Source organism: Bernardetia sp. MNP-M8, assembly GCF_037126285.1.
In the GTDB taxonomy this organism is placed as follows: Bacteria; Bacteroidota; Bacteroidia; order Cytophagales; family Bernardetiaceae; genus Bernardetia.
Genome location: NZ_CP147012.1, coordinates 3,641,212 through 3,657,017 on the forward strand (window position 1 = coordinate 3,641,212; position 15,806 = coordinate 3,657,017).

The following is a 15,806-nucleotide window of genomic DNA, read 5'->3' on the forward strand; positions in this document are numbered from 1 at the left end:
AAACATAATTCAATAAGAAAAACTCAATAAAATTTAATTAAGCTATGAAAATACAAATACCTCAACCTTGCCATGAAAATTGGAATGAGATGAGTCCACAGCAAAAAGGACGTTTTTGTGGCTCTTGTCAGAAAGTTGTAATTGATTTTACCACAATGAGTGATTCTGAAATAGTGAATCACTTCAAAAATTATAAAGGAAATACTTGTGGTCGTTTTTATGATACTCAATTAAATACAAATCTTGTCAGTTTAAAACCTCAAAAATCTAGTTTTTGGTCAAGACTTATTGCTGCTAGTTTTACGCTATTTTTCTTCTCTTCTCAAAGCTACTCTCAAAATACTAATCTAAAGACGGAAGTAATTGAGTCAAATCAATCTGATAAAAATGAAGATGATTTCAAGGAAACTTCTACAAATGATTATTTCCAAATCAAAGGAAGAGTAATAGATGCTAGTAAAAATTCCATATCTGATGCTTTAGTTTCTATACATGGAACAAATCATTCAACAATTACTGATAAACATGGAAATTTTAAATTTAATATAACAAAAGCAGAAATTCAGAATCAAGACAGCACAGTTTTACAAGTACAAAAATTTGGTTATACTACTTTGTCTTTACAAATTGATTTTGATATAGAAAATACAATACATTCTTATTTAGAACTACTTTTGGAAGAAGCTGTCGTTCTTGAAGAAGACGGTATAAAACAAACAAGAATCTCAGTAATGGGAAAGCCAAGTGCAATCTTTGTAGAAGAATGTGATTCTTTACCAAAGAACAATAATTCTTTTGATAAAAAAGCTGAAATAAAAGTAATTGAGAAAAAAAGCATTTGGAAGCATTTCAAAAATGTTTTTTTTAAAAGGTAGAAAACCTATCGTTTACCCACAAGTCTGAAACGTGCTTGAAATAGGTAAAAGAGCTGTATTTCTGTTTCAGTTCGCCATTATCAACGTCTTGTTATCTTCGATAACTGACGCTTGCTAAGGCAAAATGAAACACCACTATTAAGTTTTTCCCTTGGCAAGCGTGCATTTTCGAAGAAAATGGACGTTGTCAATGGGGAATACGACGAAAAAGCAATGAATGAATACATTTTTTGCTTTTAAAAAACATGTGGGTAAACGATAGGGTAGAAAACCTATTATATTTTTTTAATTCAGTTCAGCATCATAAATCAAAATAGAATGTGTTTTTAAGAACTTTTTGAAGAGAAAATAATGTTGATAAGAAAATTAGTTTAATTAAAAATCAACAAACTCTAAATTATGGATGCTTCAAAAGTAAAACAGCGCAGTAAATTTTTATCTCTACTTCTTCGTCATCAACCCGAATTATTAAAGCTACAATTAGAAGAAGGAGGCTGGACAAACACAAAAATACTATTAGAAAAAATCAATACACATAAAAAAAGTCAGAGTATGACTTTTGAAGAATTGGAATATGTTGTTCTAAATAATGACAAACAAAGATTTGGTTTCAATGAAGACAAAACCAAGATACGAGCAAATCAGGGACATTCTACACAAGTAGAAATGAATTATCAACCCACAAGTCCACCTCCAGTTCTCTATCACGGAACAGCTACAAAAAATGTAGATTCTATTTTAAAAAATGGAATTCTAAAAGGAAATAGGCAATATGTTCATCTTTCAGCAGATCAAGAAACAGCACAAAAAGTGGGTGCAAGACACGGAAAGCCCTTCATTTTTAAAATAGAAACGTTCAAAATGATAGAAGAAGGAATAAAGTTTTATAAAGCTGAAAATGGTGTTTGGTTAATAGACTTTGTCCCAAACAAATTTTTAAAGTAATCTTTATTTTATCAGTTTAGTAAACTGCTTTTGCTATGTTATCCCAACCATTTTGCTGAAAAAGTATTATTTTTCTTCCATTTTCAGGCAAATCAATGATAAGCAAATGATAATTATCTTTCAAAGACATTCTATATCCATAGGCTCTTTGTCCATTTCTTATTCCAAATTGTGAAATGGTAGGCAAAAATTTGTCTAATTGATGTACCTCAAAATTAGGCTTATCAGAAGAAGCAAAAACATAATTTTTGACTTCTTCCAATTGATTAGTATTTACAAATTGCTTTCTATAAAAATCATATATACGTTCGATAGGTTGCATTCTGAACGCAGAAATAGTAGAATCAGCTCTATTTTCTCTCATATAAGCAATTTTATTTTTAGCAACAGCAATCGAACTATTTATACCATAATTTATATCACTAATTTCTTTCAAACGTGTTGGAGTTGCAAAATAAGCCACAGCAGCTTTGTAAGTTCGGTATGTGCTTGGCTTTAAATCTTGTAAAATAGTAATGCGTTCTAAGAACTCATTTTCAGTTAAATGTGTGCTAGAATCGATTTTATATTTATCAAAACGTTCTTTTATTTCCTCTAAAGTATAATATGTATATTCAGGAGCAGTTTCTTTAGTAACAATTTGTGCTTTTAGATCAGCCAGAATAAAGAAATTAGTCAAAACAAATAAACTCAATATAAGCACTAAACGTAATTTTATTTTTTTTGTAGTTTTCATAATTTAAAGATAGTTTTGTAGATACTCTGCAATGTTTTTGTTGTAAGTAAGTTATAAATTTAAGCTAAGCCAATAGTATAACAAATTTTAATTCTGTAAAATAGATAGCAATAACTTCTTACTCAATAATCAAATTATTCAAATTTCATTCTCAATTTATACAATTTATGAAAAATTTAATTTTAGTTCTTTTAATTTTGTCGTCTTTTAGTTGTGCAAATACTAAAAACGGCAATTCTAATCAAGATTCAACTACCAAGCTAAAACAGAGTACACCCATGAATTACAAAGAGTTAGCAAAACAAAAGTTTCAAATTACTGACAAAACTGAACAAGTATTTGAATGTATAGAAAATGAAGACAAAACTTTTTCACTTTGTAAAGTAATTAAAGAAGGCACAACTATGCAACCTAGAAATTCAATTCAATTCGCTGTTTATGATATGAAGACAAATGAAATGGTCTATGAAGGAGGTGTAGATGGTGGCAGTGTTGAGTGGTACGATAGCCAACGTTTGGAAATCTATCAACAACCAGGAATTCCTATGGAAGGAATGACTAGAGAGGATATGATACAAATTTATGATGTTGTAGAAAAAACACAAAAACGAAAAAGTGAAGTTGAGAAAAAGTAAAAAATCAACTTTATGTCTTTTTATCTTTGGAAACAAATAATTCTTGATACTTTAAGAAAATAGCTTTAAATTCGTTTTGTGATAGAATAAAGAAAAAATACTTCAAAAGATTTTCAAACGCTTATACTAAAGTGTTTTATATACTATGGAAATAAATACAGTTAGTAAAAAAATATTTACAGGCGACAAAATCATTTGGGGAGTTGTTTTCCTTTTGGTTATTATCAGTGTTTTGGTAGTTTATAGTGCTACTGGAGCAATTGCCTTTAAAAGAATGGATGGAAATACAGAGTATTACCTCTTTAAACATGGCGTTCTTTTATTTATGGCTCTAATTATTATGTGGGTGTGTCATCGGATAGATTACCGTTATTATTCTCGGCTTTCTCGTCTAGCTTTGCTTATTTCTGTGCCTCTTTTGATTCTGACGTGGCTTTTCGGAACTACAATCAATGAAGCAAGTCGTGTAATTACAATACCTTTCATCAATCAATCTTTTCAAACTTCAGATTTTGCTACCCTTGCCTTGATTGCCAATGTAGCCAGTATGCTCTCTAAACGCCAACAGAGTATTAGAGAATTTCAGCGTTCGACGTTGCCAATTATTTTTTGGTCTGGACTTATCTGTGGTTTGATTGCTCTGTCAAACTTTTCTTCGGCTGTTTTGCTTTTTGCTACTTGTCTTTTGATTATGTTTATCGGACGTGTGCCTGTTCGTTATTTGGTAATGACTATCATAATTGGTGCAGTCGTCGGAATGGTTGCCTTGAAGTTAGGGCAACGCTCTGGAACAGCAGTTTCTCGTATGAAGGCATTTTTTGATACTGAACAAGTTACTTTTCAAGAAGAACAATCGTATATAGCTGTTGCAACTGGAGGTTTTGTAGGAAAAGGCGTCGGAAATAGTCAGCAAAGGAATTTTCTTCCACACCCTTATTCTGATTTTATTTATGCCATCATTATTGAAGAATACGGACTTCTTGGTGGAGTAATCGTTTTAGGTTTGTATCTCATTTTACTCTATCGGGGAATGGTAGCCATGGCAAAATCTGAGCGAGCCTTTGGAGGACTTTTATCGGCAGGGTTGAGTTTTAGTTTGGTAGTTCAGGCACTTGTACACATGGGAGTAGTAGTCGGACTTGTACCTGTTACAGGACTTCCTTTGCCCCTTTTGAGTATGGGTGGAACATCTTTATTTTTTACAGGAATTTCTTTAGGAATTATATTAAGTGTAAGTAGAGGAGAATTAGAACAAGCTGAAAAAGAAGTTATTTCTCCTGCCACTACTGGAAATAATTACCGTAGAATTGTTCATACTATTGAATAAAGTATAATTTTTATAACCAAACCATGTCAGAAAAGAAAAATAGTCTTCCTAAAGCTGCTTTTTTTTGGAGTGGTGGAAAAGATTCTGCCTATTGTCTTCAAAAGGTTCTACAAGAAAAAAAATATGAAGTAGTTTATCTTATCACTACACTTAGTTTGCAATATAAAAGAATTACGATGCACGGTGTAAAAGAAGAATTACTAGAAAAACAAGCCGAAAAAATCGGAATTCCTTTATTAAAATTCTTTCTATCAGAGGGAACAAATAACGAATATGAGGAAAAAATGAACGAAGTTCTGAATCAATTGAAAAAAGAAGGAATAGAAACAGTTGTGTTTGGAGATATTTTTTTAGAAGATTTGAGAGAATATAGACAAAACCAACTTAAAGAAACTGGAATAAAAGCAGTTTTTCCTCTTTGGAAAATGGATACCACTTTTTTAGTAAATGATTTTATCAACCAAGGTTTTGAGTCAGTTACGTGCTGTGTTAGTGATGCTTTTTTAGATGAATCTTTTGTAGGAGAAAAAATTAATACAGCATTTTTACAAAAACTTCCCAAACAAGTAGATGCCTGTGGCGAAAATGGAGAGTTTCATTCATTTTGTACTTCTGCACCTTATTTTTCTGAAAAAATAGAAATTAAAGTAGGCGAAAAATTATACAAACCTCTTTCTATAAAAACAAATTCAAATTGCGATTTGCCAAGTGAGAATCAAGTAAAGGGATTTTGGTTTGCTGAATTAGAATTAGTTTAGCAATCTATTAAAAACAGGGTTAAAACCATGTTCAATTCAAAAACACTGTTTTTATTCTTTCAAAAATTTATTGTAAATTATCAATTGGACAGGTTGAGGTAATATTCCTAATCAAAAAATGACCAGAAAAGTGATTGATATTTTACATTAAAACAAAAAATCAATGCCAATTATAAAAATAACTACCTTCATTGAAAGCAGTATTGAAATTGTCTTTGATTTATCAAGAAGTATAGATTTACATAAAATTTCTACAGAAAAGACAAAAGAAGAAGCCATTGCAGGCATCACAACTGGACTAATTAGTTTAGACGAATGGGTAACTTGGCAAGCCAGACACTTTGGTATTTATCAAAAACTGACTTCAAAAATCACAGCTTTTGAAAGACCTAATTCTTTTACAGATGAAATGGTAAAGGGAACTTTCAAATCTTTCAAACACCAACATATTTTTAAAGAAACAGAAAATAGAGTTGAAATGATAGATATTTTTGAATACAAATCACCTTTCGGAATCTTTGGAAAATTAGCTGATACTATTTTTTTGGAAAGCTATATGACAAATTTGTTGAAAGAAAGAAATCAAATTATCAAAGAATTTGCAGAATCTGATAAATGGAAAATGGTTTTAGAGGAAAATTCATATAAACCATAAAACCCACAATTTTAATCGTGGGTTTTTATCAGTCAAAAAACTTTGTCAGTAGTTTGCCTAAGCAAACTCTGACAATAGTTAATACTGTATCTGACGAAGTTTAAAAAACTATTTAAAAATTCTAAACTACCTGCAATTCATTTCTCATAAGAGTTGCTGTACGTTCAGGTCCAAAAGAAACAAGTGTAATTGGTGCGCCTACATTTTCTTCTATAAACTGAATATACGTTTGTAGGTTTTTAGGAAGCTGCTCAAAAGAAGTGATTCCTTCTGCAATATCTTCCCAACCTTCAAATGTTTTGTAAATTGGTTCTATGTTTTGTGTTACAATATCATGGGGAAGTCGGTCTGTAATTGTTCCATCTTCCAATTTGTAATGTGTACATACTTTTATTTCATCAAAAGGCGTAAGAACGTCTGTTTTCATCATAAAAAGTTGTGTAACTCCATTTATCATAACAGCATAATTCAAGGCAGGCAAATCTAACCAACCACAACGACGTGGTCTTCCTGTTGTTGCACCAAATTCACTTCCAAATTTTCGAAGAGCCTCTCCTGTTTCGTCTTCCAGCTCAGTTGGAAAAGGACCACTTCCTACTCGTGTACAATAGGCTTTAAAGATACCAAAAACTTCTTTTACTTTACTTGGTGCAACTCCCAAACCTGTACATGCTCCAGCCGAAACGGTATTTGAACTTGTAACGAAAGGATAAGAACCAAAATCAATGTCTAAAAGTGTTCCTTGTGCGCCTTCTGCCAATACTTTTTTGTTTGCCTTGATAGCATCATCGATAAAGTATTCGCTTTCAATCATCTTGAATTCTTTTAAAAATTCGATAGCAGCAAAAAACTCTTGTTCTATTTGAGCAAAATCAGCAGGCAAAACACTTTCGTTTGAGTCATTATTCAAATCTCCTAATCTTTCCAAATGTTTTGTTTTAGTAGTTTCATAACGCTCTTCAAAATTAGGATATAAAGTATCTCCCAAACGAAGTCCAGAACGACCAATTTTATCTTGATATGTAGGACTGATTCCTTTTAGTGTAGAACCAATTTTATTATTTCCTTTTGCTTTTTCTTGAGCAGCATCCAAAATTCGATGTGTAGGCAAAATAAGTTGTGCCTTTTTAGAGAAAAACAATGATTTTTTTACATCAACACCCAGTTTTTGGAGTGCTTCAATTTCTCTTTTTAAGATTACGGCATCCAAAACAACACCATTTCCTACTACATTTTGAATAGTAGGACGAAAGATGCCTGATGGAATTTGATGTAAAACGTGTTTTAGTCCATCAAAAAAAAGTGTATGTCCAGCATTTGGCCCTCCTTGAAAGCGAGCTACAACATCATATTTAGGAGCTAAAAAATCGACAATTTTTCCTTTGCCTTCGTCGCCCCATTGTAAGCCGAGTAGAATATCCATTTTGTTTATTTATAATTGAATGTTACTCACCAAAAAATGAGCAACAGAACAGTTAGCTTTTTTATACATTAAAAAACTCTTTTACAGAAAAGTAAAAGAGTTCGTTTTTATTGATTAGTCAAATAATTTTACAGCTTCTTCTTCTGTTTTTGCAACAGAAAAAATGTTGTTAAGTTTTGTAATAACGAGCAGTTTTTTTGCTTGGTCAGATGGCTTTAAAAGCACTAAGTCGCCACCTGCATTTCTAAAACGAGTAAGCAAACGAATAAGGAAACTCAGTCCTGTACTGTTCATATAACCCACCTTCGAAATATCAATGACACAAGAAGTAACTTTTTCTTCAATTTGGTCTTTGACAACTTCTAATACTTCGTTTTCCTTGTTTGCTCCTAACAAATCGCCTTCTAATTCTAAAAAAAGAACATTGTCTTTGAGCTTATGTGTAAAATTCATTTTTTGATAAATTAATGAAAAATGTATGATTAAGATATATTTAATTCTTTTTCTCTAGTTGATTTTTTGCGTTTGACTATTCTCAGTTTCTTTAAGAGATTCTTTTTCTTTTTGATCTTTTTCGTGTTGTGTTTTGGCTTGACAATCAGCACAGACACCATAAAGGTTTAAAGAATGGTGCATCACTTTAAAATTCAAAAGTTCGCCCACCATAGTTTGAATATTATGAATACGAGGGTCACAAAATTCAATTACTTTATGACAATCTGTACAAATTAAATGGTCATGCTGACGGTAGCCATAACATTTTTCATATTGTGCCATGTTTTTGCCAAACTGATGTTTACTAACCAAATCACAATCTACCAGCAAATCTAATGTATTATAGACTGTCGCACGACTAACTCTATAATTTTTATTTTTCATACTAATATAAAGCGATTCTACATCAAAATGACCTCCTCGTGTATAAATTTCTTCCAAAATAGCAAAACGCTCAGGTGTTTTGCGTAATGATTTATTTTCTAAATAAGCTGTAAATATCTTCTTAACTTCGTTATAAATTTCTTCGTTGAGTGGCATAAATTTAAAATTGTCTATAATAAATAAAAAATCTTGTTGAGGGCTTAATAAAGTCTAATTAATATTCTTTGTAAATATAAGGTAGCACTGCTATTTTAAATAGATTTGCTCTTCTTATCTGTTATTGATTCTAGTTTCCCCTAATTTTTATACAAATATAAAAAAATAAAGGCAGAAATAAGACCTACACTATTCAATTTCTTATCTAATCCTAAATATGTTTTGGATTAGGATTTTTAGTAATTTGAATCAAATACCTCATAATTTATAAATTAATGATAAAAAGATACGTAAATTTGAGTTTGTAGAATTATTCATTTTTCTACTTATAAAATCTGACTTTTAACTTTGTATATATGTTATCCATAAAAAACCTCACAAAAATTTACGGTTCACAAGCTGCCGTTGATAACCTTTCTTTTGAAGCCAAAAAAGGAGAAATTTTGGGTTTTCTAGGACCAAATGGAGCAGGAAAATCAACAACTATGAAAATTGCAACCTGTTATATGGCTGCAAGTAGTGGAAATATAGAAGTTTGTGGAATTGATGTAGCTCAAAATCCAAAAGCTGTTAGAAAGAAAATAGGTTATTTGCCTGAGCATAATCCGTTATACTTGGATATGTACGTGAAGGAATATTTGGCTTTTATGGGCAAATTTTATGACTCTGAAATATTAAAAGGAGGAAATGTTCTTAAAAATAGAATTGAAGAAGTAATCCAATTAGTAAAACTAGAACGAGAATCTCACAAACAGCTTCGTCAGCTTTCGAAAGGCTATCGTCAGCGTGTTGGGTTAGCGCAAGCATTACTTCACAACCCAGAAGTTTTGATTTTGGATGAACCCACGACAGGGTTAGACCCAAATCAGATTGTAGAAATTCGTCAAGTAATAAAGAGTATTAGCGCAGAAAAAACGATTATTTTCTCAACACATATTATGCAAGAAGTACAAGCTCTTTGTGATAGGGTTGTGATTATTAATAAAGGCAAAAAAGTCTTGGATACTTCGATTGCTAAACTGAATGATAAGCTAAAAACAGAACTTAATCAAAACGAATATGTCGTAAATTTAGAAACTGAAAGACAAATTCCAGAAGAAGATTGGAAACAAATTGGAGGGGTTGTGAAAGTAGAAATAAATCAAATTGAGCCTACAAAAGTCAAATTATTTACTCAACATGATTTGAGAAAAGAAATATTTTTATATTCTGCTAGTCAGAATTGGATTCTTTTAGAAATGCAGCAGCAAACACAGTCTTTAGAAAATGTTTTTCATCAGCTTACTAAATAAAATTTATAGAATGATTTTGTCAAGAGAAAATAAAATGAAAACTCTAATAACTTCAATAATAAGCCAAGCTGCAAATTTAGAATTACCCAATCAGAATATAATTGATGCAAAAGAACTTGTAGAGTATAATGAAAGTGGAATAGCTTTAGAAGTGATTATAACTCAAATCTACGAATATGAAATAAAAATCAATAAATCACTTTATGAAGATATTGAAAAATTAGCAAAGAAATTTAAAATGGAAGAAGAGCATTATTTATTTTTAGTAGAATTGATTACAGATTAAATTGTATTACATACTCTCTGCCGTTGTTGGTGTCGCACCAACGACATAAAACCTATGCAAAAACACAAACTTTTAGAAATCTATCAACGCAGACTGACCAATCTTTCGGGAAAAAACCGTTCGCTTTGGCTTCCTAAAATCTACAAAAATTCATTTTTAGATATAAATGAATTAGATTTTTTGTTGAATAAACCTGCCTTTTCAGTTGTTGAAAGTTTGCTAGCAAATAAAAAAACTATTCCTCTTTGTCAGCTTTCAGATGCTAGAGATTCAAAAAACAATCAAATTAGCCGACAATTAAAGGGAATTGAACGAAAGACAACGTCTATTTTTGAGGAAAGTGGTGCATTCGATTTATATGTTGGTTTTCCGTTTATTGAAGGAAAATTGCACGATGATACAGTTGTGCGTTGTCCACTTTTATTTTTTCCTGTCACCTTGGAAATCAAAAACAGAAAATGGCAAATTACACAGCGAACTGATGCAGGAGTTAGTTTTAATAAGGCTCTTTTATTGGCGTATTCTCATTTTAATGAAAGTGAAATTTCAGAATCTATTTTAGAAGAAAATTTCGAAGAGTTTCCGAATAACGCATTAGAATTTCTAACCCAATTATATAATTATTTAGAAAAAAGTGAGCTAGAAATTAATTTTAATCAAGAAACGTTTGCTCAAAAACTCCTGCCTTTTTTCTCTCAAACCAAACAAGATGCTACAAATCTTTTCGAAACTGGTAAATTGAAACTCGTTTCTCAAGCTGTTTTGGGACTTTTTCCTCAAGCTGGTTCGTATTTGTATCAAGATTATGAAAAATTGATAAATGATGAAAAAACGCCACAATTGGAAGATTTTTTTCATGGCGATTTTACTAAGTTTAATGATGTATTTGATGGTTCTGGGAGTTTCAGAGAAACTGAATATCAAGATGAGATTTTAAAAAATAATACAAATCAAAAAGAAATTACAGAAGAAGAAATTTTTGCTCCCTTTGCACTTGATGCCTCACAAGAACAGGTTTTGAAGGCTGTCAAAAATAATAATTCGTTTGTGGTTCAAGGTCCTCCTGGGACTGGAAAATCTCAACTTATTTGTAATTTGGTAAGTGATTTTGTAGCACAAGGAAAAAAAGTATTGGTTGTTTGTCAGAAAAGAGCAGCCTTAGATGTGGTTCAAAATCGGTTGAATGAAATTGAAATTTCGCCTTTTATAGCCCTTGTACACGATTTTAAACAAGATAGAAAAATTATTTATGAGCAAATTCAAAATCATATTCAGAATTTAGAATTATATGAAAAGCAAAATAAAAGTCTGAATGCCATTCATTTAGAACGCAATTTTCTGAAAATTAGTAGAGAAATTGATAGTCTTACCAACGAATTTGAAGAATATAGAACAGTTTTTTTTGATGAAAAAAACTGTGGAAAATCAATCAAAGAATTATATCTAAATGCTGATTTAAAGAAAGAATATACAGAATTATCACAGGTTTCTAGTTTTGTTTTTGATGATGAATTTGATTCTAGTTTTGATAATGAGCCGTCGTTGAGAGTTCGCCGTCAACGAGGTATTTCTGTATCAAAATTTAAGAAAAATCTAAAAAACTACATTCGTCTTCAAAATAATTACGAGAATCCAAGCTACATTTTATCAGAGAGACAAAGTTTTGCAGGTTTTGATGAAGAAAATAAAAAAGAAATTTTAGCTCTTTTTACAGAAATTCCAAATTTCAAAAAAAGTATTGAATCAAAATTTTCGACGCTCTTAGGCAAACCGATTTCTTACGACCAAGCCAAAAAATGGACTGAAAAAGTTCCTCAATGGAAACAAGCTGTTAAGGAGTTACAAGACAAAAATTTATGGCAAATTTTTAAAGAAAGTCGTTATTATGAGTTTGAACAACCTGAATGGCTCAATGAATATATAGAAATTTCTCAAAAAGAAAATATTGCTGCTTCGTATGCAAATGCAGAAAAAAAATGGCTTTCTCAAAAAGAAAAAGATTTATTGAGTTATTTTTCTGATGGTGGAATGGAAAAGTTTTTGGAACAAAGAACTCTAAAGGAAGCTAATTTTTTAGTGCAAGAATACAAAAAACAAAAGCAGTCTTTTTTGAGAAAAGTTTGGAAACGAATGGCTGCACCAAAAGCCGAAAAATTCACAAAAGAACTATTAGAAAAGTATAGACGAAAAGATGAGATAAAAAATATTGATTGGCTACTCAAAAAAATATCAAAACGCAATAGTTTCGAACTCAAAATGATTGCGATGCAGGCTGTTGAATGGGTTTCTGAACCTCCTTCATCTATCGGACTCAAAAAAAATGAGCTTAAAAATTGGTTTATTTCGCACCGAAAAGCCTTAGCTTTGAAGTTACTTTTAGTGGAACTCATAGAATACAGTCGTATTTTCTTAGAAAAAGATATTACACATCAAGATTTGAATTTGTTTTTAGAAGAATTTGTAAATCTGCTAACTGAAACAGACACAGAAGAAAAAAGATGGAATCAGTATTTGACAGAAAGTCAGATTAATTTATTATTAAATATAAATAATTCTGAAATTCAAAGTGAAAAGTTATTTGAAATAAAAACAGTTATAGATTCAGATTTTAATAAGTTAGTAGAGTTAGATACTTTAAAAGCTAATTTTTCAAAAGCAGAATTAAAGACGATTGAAGAATTAAAGAAATATTTTTCTGAAAATGAGCTGTTAAATGAAACAGAAATTTTGAACTTATTTGATAATTCTGTTCAAATCAGTTGGATAAACGAACTTGAAAATCATTTTCCTATCTTGAAAACAGTTGGTTCTCAAAATTGGAAGGAAAATGAAGAGCGTTTGAAAACTTTAGTTGCTCAAAAACAACAAATTAGTGCTGATATTTTGCGTTTAAAAATCAAAGAAAAAACTTATAAAGACATAGAATTTAATCGTTTGGGAAACCGAACAACATATAGAGATTTAGAGCATCAAGTCAAGAAAAAACGGAGTATTTGGGCATTACGTAAACTTCTATCTAATTATTCAGATGAAATTTTTAGGCTTTTGCCTTGTTGGTTGGCTTCTCCAGAAACGGTGTCAGCTATTTTTCCATTGATTCAAAATTTTGACTTAGTAATTTTTGATGAAGCTTCTCAATGTTTTGCTGAAAAAGGAATTCCTGCACTTTATCGTGGCAAACAAAGTATTATTGCTGGTGATGAAAAACAACTTCCTCCACACGATTTGTATCAACCACGTTGGGAAGAAGATTTGGATAAAATTGATTTTGATTCAGAAATATTTGAAAGTCAAAGTGATAAAGAAATCAATGAGGAAATAGATGAAATTCAAGAAATCCAAAACTATGAAAATACGAAACTAGCCCTAGAAGTAGATTCACTTTTAGATTTGGGTAAAAATTATCTTCCTTCTTTTGAATTGAATGGACATTATCGCAGTCGTTTTGCCGAACTGATAGCCTTTTCGAATTATCATTTTTATGGAAATCGTCTGAAAGTTGTGCCTGATTTGGGGATTATCGAAGAATATCAAGATTCTACACCCATAGAATATTTGAAAGTAAACGGAACTTGGCATCAAAATCAGAATCAAGAAGAAGCTGAAAGGGTAGTAGAATTAGTCAAAAATTTGATAAAAAATGAAGAAACTCAGAATCAGTTTAAATCAAAATCTATCGGAATAATTACGTTTAATTCAAAACAACAAAATCTTATTCGTGATTTACTAGAGGAAAATTTGGAAACAATTCCAGAGGATTTATTTATAAAAAACATCGAAAATGTACAGGGAGATGAGCGTGATTTGATTATTTTCTCGGTCGGTTATGCCCCAAATATGGCTGGAAAATTCCGTTTGAGCTTTGGTTCATTAAGTCAAGCAGGAGGCGAAAATCGTCTGAATGTAGCCATTAGTAGAGCAAGAGAAAAAATTTATGTAGTAAGTAGTATTTTTCCTCATCAGCTACCCGTTTTGGAAACGCATAGCTTGGGCGCACAACTGTTGAAAAAATATTTATCTTTTGCACATTCTATTTCAGAAGGAAAAAGTTGGCATCAAATCAATTTTGAAGATAATATAGAAACTCCATCAAATAAAATTACTCAAAAAATAGAACAGAGTTATTTTGCAAATCTGAAAAATACAATAATTTCAACCAATCAAAATTCAGATATTGAATTTTCTCAAAATACATTCTCAGTAATGGATTTGGTAATGCTATCTAAAAATAATACTCAAAATAAAGAAATACTAGCAGCAATTTATACTGATGATGAACGTTATTTTGCTTCTTATTCAGCTAAAGAATTTCATGTTTATATGCCTATGCTTTTAGAGAAAAAAGGTTGGAAAGTGAAGTTTTTTTGGTCTAAGGATTATTTTTTGGGAAATTAATATAAAATTTAACTATTTACTTATTTTATCAATTATATTAAGTTGTGGAATTTGTAAATCAGATTCAAAAGAGATAGTAAAAAGTTTAAGGCGAGGATATTTTCTTAAAATATTTTTACCATTCCAGTAGTTCTTAGCTTCGTACATGCTATATATGTATAAATTTCTCATGTAATACACAACATAAAATTTATTAGAATAACTTAGTCGTAAATGACTTTTAAACACAGACATATCTACATCTTGTTTCTCTAAGAAATCTATAATTCCATTAATTTCATGTTGTACAAAATTTTCACTATAGGAATAATGTTTAAAGTGCATTGAGGCATCTGCATTTAACATCTTTGTATTTATTGTTCTTACAAACATAGAGTCCAAATCTAAATTAAACTACTCATTCCTATAATTTGGTCGCTAATATCTAAAGACTTTTTATATACATAAATCTGATTAGAAAATATATTATCATTAAAATAAATACTATCATTCCAACACATTAAATTAAATGTTGTTCTTCCTTCCATATAAACCTGTATATCAAATACATGTATATTCTTATATAGATAATCTTCTTTGTAAGAACTTATTGTATCTAATTTTTTTCTTCTAGTGTAATCTAAAGTAAAATTATTTACTTTTTCTTCACAAGAAATAGCCTTATTGTTTTCTTGATGTAATGAATGACAGCTAATAATTATAAAAATAAATATAATATAAAATATTTTCATCGTTGTTCTTTTAAGATTATAAATCTAATAGAGTTTTAAACCTCAATATAGTAAAAGCTATTTACTCCTCTGAATATTATTTTTGTCCAAACTATCCTCTTATTTCAGTAAATTTGTCTGTTTAAAGACTAGCTCATAGTTATTTTTGTTCAATAAATTTCTATACTTTTAAAATAATAAAATCTGGAAACTTCAAAAAATACTTTCACAAAACAAGAACGTCTCTCTTCTGTCAAAGATATCGAAACACTTTTTAAAAAAGGCAAATCATTGTTTGTCTTTCCTTTAAAAGTTGTTTTTATTCCCAAAAAAGTAGAAGACAAAAAAGAGGAAAACAACCAAAAAAATACTCTCCCTGCTCGTCTATTGATTTCAGTTTCGAAGCGAAATTTTAAAAAAGCTGTCGATAGAAATCGTATCAAAAGGCAAATTAGAGAAGGATACAGACTTCAAAAATCTGAATTTGATTTGTCGCATGTAGATACATTTGCTTTTATTTGTATTGCTAAAGAACATATTGATTCAAAGTTTTTACACAAACGTATTAAAAAATTATTACAGATGTTGGAAAATGAAGGTAAAAGTAGAGTTAATAGCTAGTTTGATTGGTTATTGTTTGCATGTTAGTAATTCTTTTCAGAGTATTGTATCAAAAAGCCAGTTATATTGAAGTATCTTTAAAGAAAAGTACTTGATATTTCGTTATCCTATTC

16 protein-coding genes are annotated in these 15,806 nt (G+C 30.3%); 10 read left to right on the plus strand and 6 right to left on the minus strand.

The window, feature by feature from the left end; genetic code table 11:
* Nucleotides 1–44 precede the first annotated feature (44 nt).
* On the plus strand, nt 45–875 hold the full coding sequence (locus V9L04_RS14755) for a carboxypeptidase-like regulatory domain-containing protein (RefSeq protein ID WP_338790609.1): 831 nt from the start codon (nt 45–47) through the stop codon (nt 873–875).
* A gap of 399 nt (nt 876–1,274) precedes the next feature.
* Entirely contained in the window at nt 1,275–1,820 is a 546-nt protein-coding gene (locus V9L04_RS14760) for an RNA 2'-phosphotransferase (RefSeq protein ID WP_338790610.1), read from the plus strand.
* Nucleotides 1,821–1,836: 16 nt separating this feature from the next.
* Here the strand turns inward: V9L04_RS14760 and V9L04_RS14765 are convergent, their stop codons facing one another.
* Entirely contained in the window at nt 1,837–2,556 is a 720-nt protein-coding gene (locus V9L04_RS14765; RefSeq protein WP_338790612.1) for a hypothetical protein, read from the minus strand.
* Nucleotides 2,557–2,723: 167 nt separating this feature from the next.
* Here V9L04_RS14765 and V9L04_RS14770 point away from each other — a divergent pair, with 167 nt between their 5' ends.
* The 4 genes from V9L04_RS14770 to V9L04_RS14785 all read left to right on the plus strand — a co-directional run bounded on the left by V9L04_RS14770 (nt 2,724) and on the right by V9L04_RS14785 (nt 5,931).
* Nucleotides 2,724–3,191, plus strand: coding sequence for a hypothetical protein (locus V9L04_RS14770; protein ID WP_338790614.1), 468 nt, complete (start codon nt 2,724–2,726; stop codon nt 3,189–3,191).
* 145 nt (nt 3,192–3,336) lie between these two features.
* Nucleotides 3,337–4,518 carry an FtsW/RodA/SpoVE family cell cycle protein gene (locus tag V9L04_RS14775; protein WP_338790615.1) on the plus strand — a complete coding sequence of 394 codons (1,182 nt, stop codon included), beginning with the start codon at nt 3,337–3,339 and terminating at the stop codon, nt 4,516–4,518.
* Between the two features lie 23 nt (nt 4,519–4,541).
* Nucleotides 4,542–5,276: a diphthine--ammonia ligase gene (locus tag V9L04_RS14780; RefSeq protein WP_338790616.1), complete on the plus strand. Its 735-nt coding sequence runs from the start codon at nt 4,542–4,544 to the stop codon at nt 5,274–5,276.
* Between the two features lie 163 nt (nt 5,277–5,439).
* Nucleotides 5,440–5,931, plus strand: coding sequence for an SRPBCC family protein (locus V9L04_RS14785; RefSeq protein ID WP_338790617.1), 492 nt, complete (start codon nt 5,440–5,442; stop codon nt 5,929–5,931).
* A gap of 121 nt (nt 5,932–6,052) precedes the next feature.
* Here V9L04_RS14785 and V9L04_RS14790 read toward each other — a convergent pair whose 3' ends face one another.
* The 3 genes from V9L04_RS14790 to V9L04_RS14800 all read right to left on the minus strand — a co-directional run bounded on the left by V9L04_RS14790 (nt 6,053) and on the right by V9L04_RS14800 (nt 8,389).
* Nucleotides 6,053–7,354 carry an adenylosuccinate synthase gene (locus V9L04_RS14790; RefSeq protein WP_338790619.1) on the minus strand — a complete coding sequence of 434 codons (1,302 nt, stop codon included), beginning with the start codon at nt 7,352–7,354 and terminating at the stop codon, nt 6,053–6,055.
* A gap of 114 nt (nt 7,355–7,468) precedes the next feature.
* A complete protein-coding gene (locus V9L04_RS14795) occupies nt 7,469–7,807 on the minus strand; it encodes an STAS domain-containing protein (protein WP_338790620.1) in 339 nt (112 codons plus the stop codon).
* A 54-nt stretch (nt 7,808–7,861) separates the two neighbouring features.
* Nucleotides 7,862–8,389, minus strand: coding sequence for a transcriptional repressor (locus V9L04_RS14800; RefSeq protein WP_338790621.1), 528 nt, complete (start codon nt 8,387–8,389; stop codon nt 7,862–7,864).
* A gap of 356 nt (nt 8,390–8,745) precedes the next feature.
* On the opposite strand from V9L04_RS14800, the gene gldA reads away from it, so the two are divergent.
* Genes gldA through V9L04_RS14815 form a run of 3 tightly spaced genes read left to right on the plus strand, consistent with a single transcriptional unit; the run spans nt 8,746 to nt 14,362 of the window.
* The gene (gene gldA / locus V9L04_RS14805) at nt 8,746–9,681 is read left to right on the plus strand and encodes a gliding motility-associated ABC transporter ATP-binding subunit GldA (protein ID WP_338790622.1); all 936 of its coding nucleotides are present in this window, start codon (nt 8,746–8,748) and stop codon (nt 9,679–9,681) included.
* A 34-nt stretch (nt 9,682–9,715) separates the two neighbouring features.
* Nucleotides 9,716–9,967, plus strand: a complete 252-nt coding sequence (locus V9L04_RS14810; protein WP_338790623.1) for a MafI family immunity protein — start codon at nt 9,716–9,718, stop codon at nt 9,965–9,967.
* A 54-nt stretch (nt 9,968–10,021) separates the two neighbouring features.
* Complete coding sequence (locus tag V9L04_RS14815; protein ID WP_338790624.1) at nt 10,022–14,362, plus strand: AAA domain-containing protein; 4,341 nt, start codon at nt 10,022–10,024, stop codon at nt 14,360–14,362.
* A gap of 12 nt (nt 14,363–14,374) precedes the next feature.
* On the opposite strand, the gene V9L04_RS14820 is transcribed toward V9L04_RS14815, so the two are convergent.
* Both V9L04_RS14820 and V9L04_RS14825 read right to left on the minus strand, forming a co-directional pair.
* The gene (locus V9L04_RS14820) at nt 14,375–14,686 is read right to left on the minus strand and encodes a hypothetical protein (RefSeq protein WP_338790625.1); all 312 of its coding nucleotides are present in this window, start codon (nt 14,684–14,686) and stop codon (nt 14,375–14,377) included.
* A gap of 59 nt (nt 14,687–14,745) precedes the next feature.
* A complete protein-coding gene (locus tag V9L04_RS14825) occupies nt 14,746–15,093 on the minus strand; it encodes a hypothetical protein (RefSeq protein WP_338790626.1) in 348 nt (115 codons plus the stop codon).
* 240 nt (nt 15,094–15,333) lie between these two features.
* On the opposite strand from V9L04_RS14825, the gene rnpA reads away from it, so the two are divergent.
* Nucleotides 15,334–15,693: a ribonuclease P protein component gene (gene rnpA, locus V9L04_RS14830; RefSeq protein WP_338794206.1), complete on the plus strand. Its 360-nt coding sequence runs from the start codon at nt 15,334–15,336 to the stop codon at nt 15,691–15,693.
* The last annotated feature ends 113 nt before the right edge of the window (nt 15,694–15,806 follow it).

Coding starts and splice junctions, on each gene's coding strand:
- V9L04_RS14755 (WP_338790609.1), top strand. CDS start 45: ATGAAAATACAAATACCTCAACCTTGCCATGAAAATTGGAATGAGATG.
- V9L04_RS14760 (WP_338790610.1), top strand. CDS start 1,275: ATGGATGCTTCAAAAGTAAAACAGCGCAGTAAATTTTTATCTCTACTT.
- V9L04_RS14765 (WP_338790612.1), bottom strand. CDS start 2,556: ATGAAAACTACAAAAAAAATAAAATTACGTTTAGTGCTTATATTGAGT.
- V9L04_RS14770 (WP_338790614.1), top strand. CDS start 2,724: ATGAAAAATTTAATTTTAGTTCTTTTAATTTTGTCGTCTTTTAGTTGT.
- V9L04_RS14775 (WP_338790615.1), top strand. CDS start 3,337: ATGGAAATAAATACAGTTAGTAAAAAAATATTTACAGGCGACAAAATC.
- V9L04_RS14780 (WP_338790616.1), top strand. CDS start 4,542: ATGTCAGAAAAGAAAAATAGTCTTCCTAAAGCTGCTTTTTTTTGGAGT.
- V9L04_RS14785 (WP_338790617.1), top strand. CDS start 5,440: ATGCCAATTATAAAAATAACTACCTTCATTGAAAGCAGTATTGAAATT.
- V9L04_RS14790 (WP_338790619.1), bottom strand. CDS start 7,354: ATGGATATTCTACTCGGCTTACAATGGGGCGACGAAGGCAAAGGAAAA.
- V9L04_RS14795 (WP_338790620.1), bottom strand. CDS start 7,807: ATGAATTTTACACATAAGCTCAAAGACAATGTTCTTTTTTTAGAATTA.
- V9L04_RS14800 (WP_338790621.1), bottom strand. CDS start 8,389: ATGCCACTCAACGAAGAAATTTATAACGAAGTTAAGAAGATATTTACA.
- gldA (WP_338790622.1), top strand. CDS start 8,746: ATGTTATCCATAAAAAACCTCACAAAAATTTACGGTTCACAAGCTGCC.
- V9L04_RS14810 (WP_338790623.1), top strand. CDS start 9,716: ATGAAAACTCTAATAACTTCAATAATAAGCCAAGCTGCAAATTTAGAA.
- V9L04_RS14815 (WP_338790624.1), top strand. CDS start 10,022: ATGCAAAAACACAAACTTTTAGAAATCTATCAACGCAGACTGACCAAT.
- V9L04_RS14820 (WP_338790625.1), bottom strand. CDS start 14,686: ATGCACTTTAAACATTATTCCTATAGTGAAAATTTTGTACAACATGAA.
- V9L04_RS14825 (WP_338790626.1), bottom strand. CDS start 15,093: ATGAAAATATTTTATATTATATTTATTTTTATAATTATTAGCTGTCAT.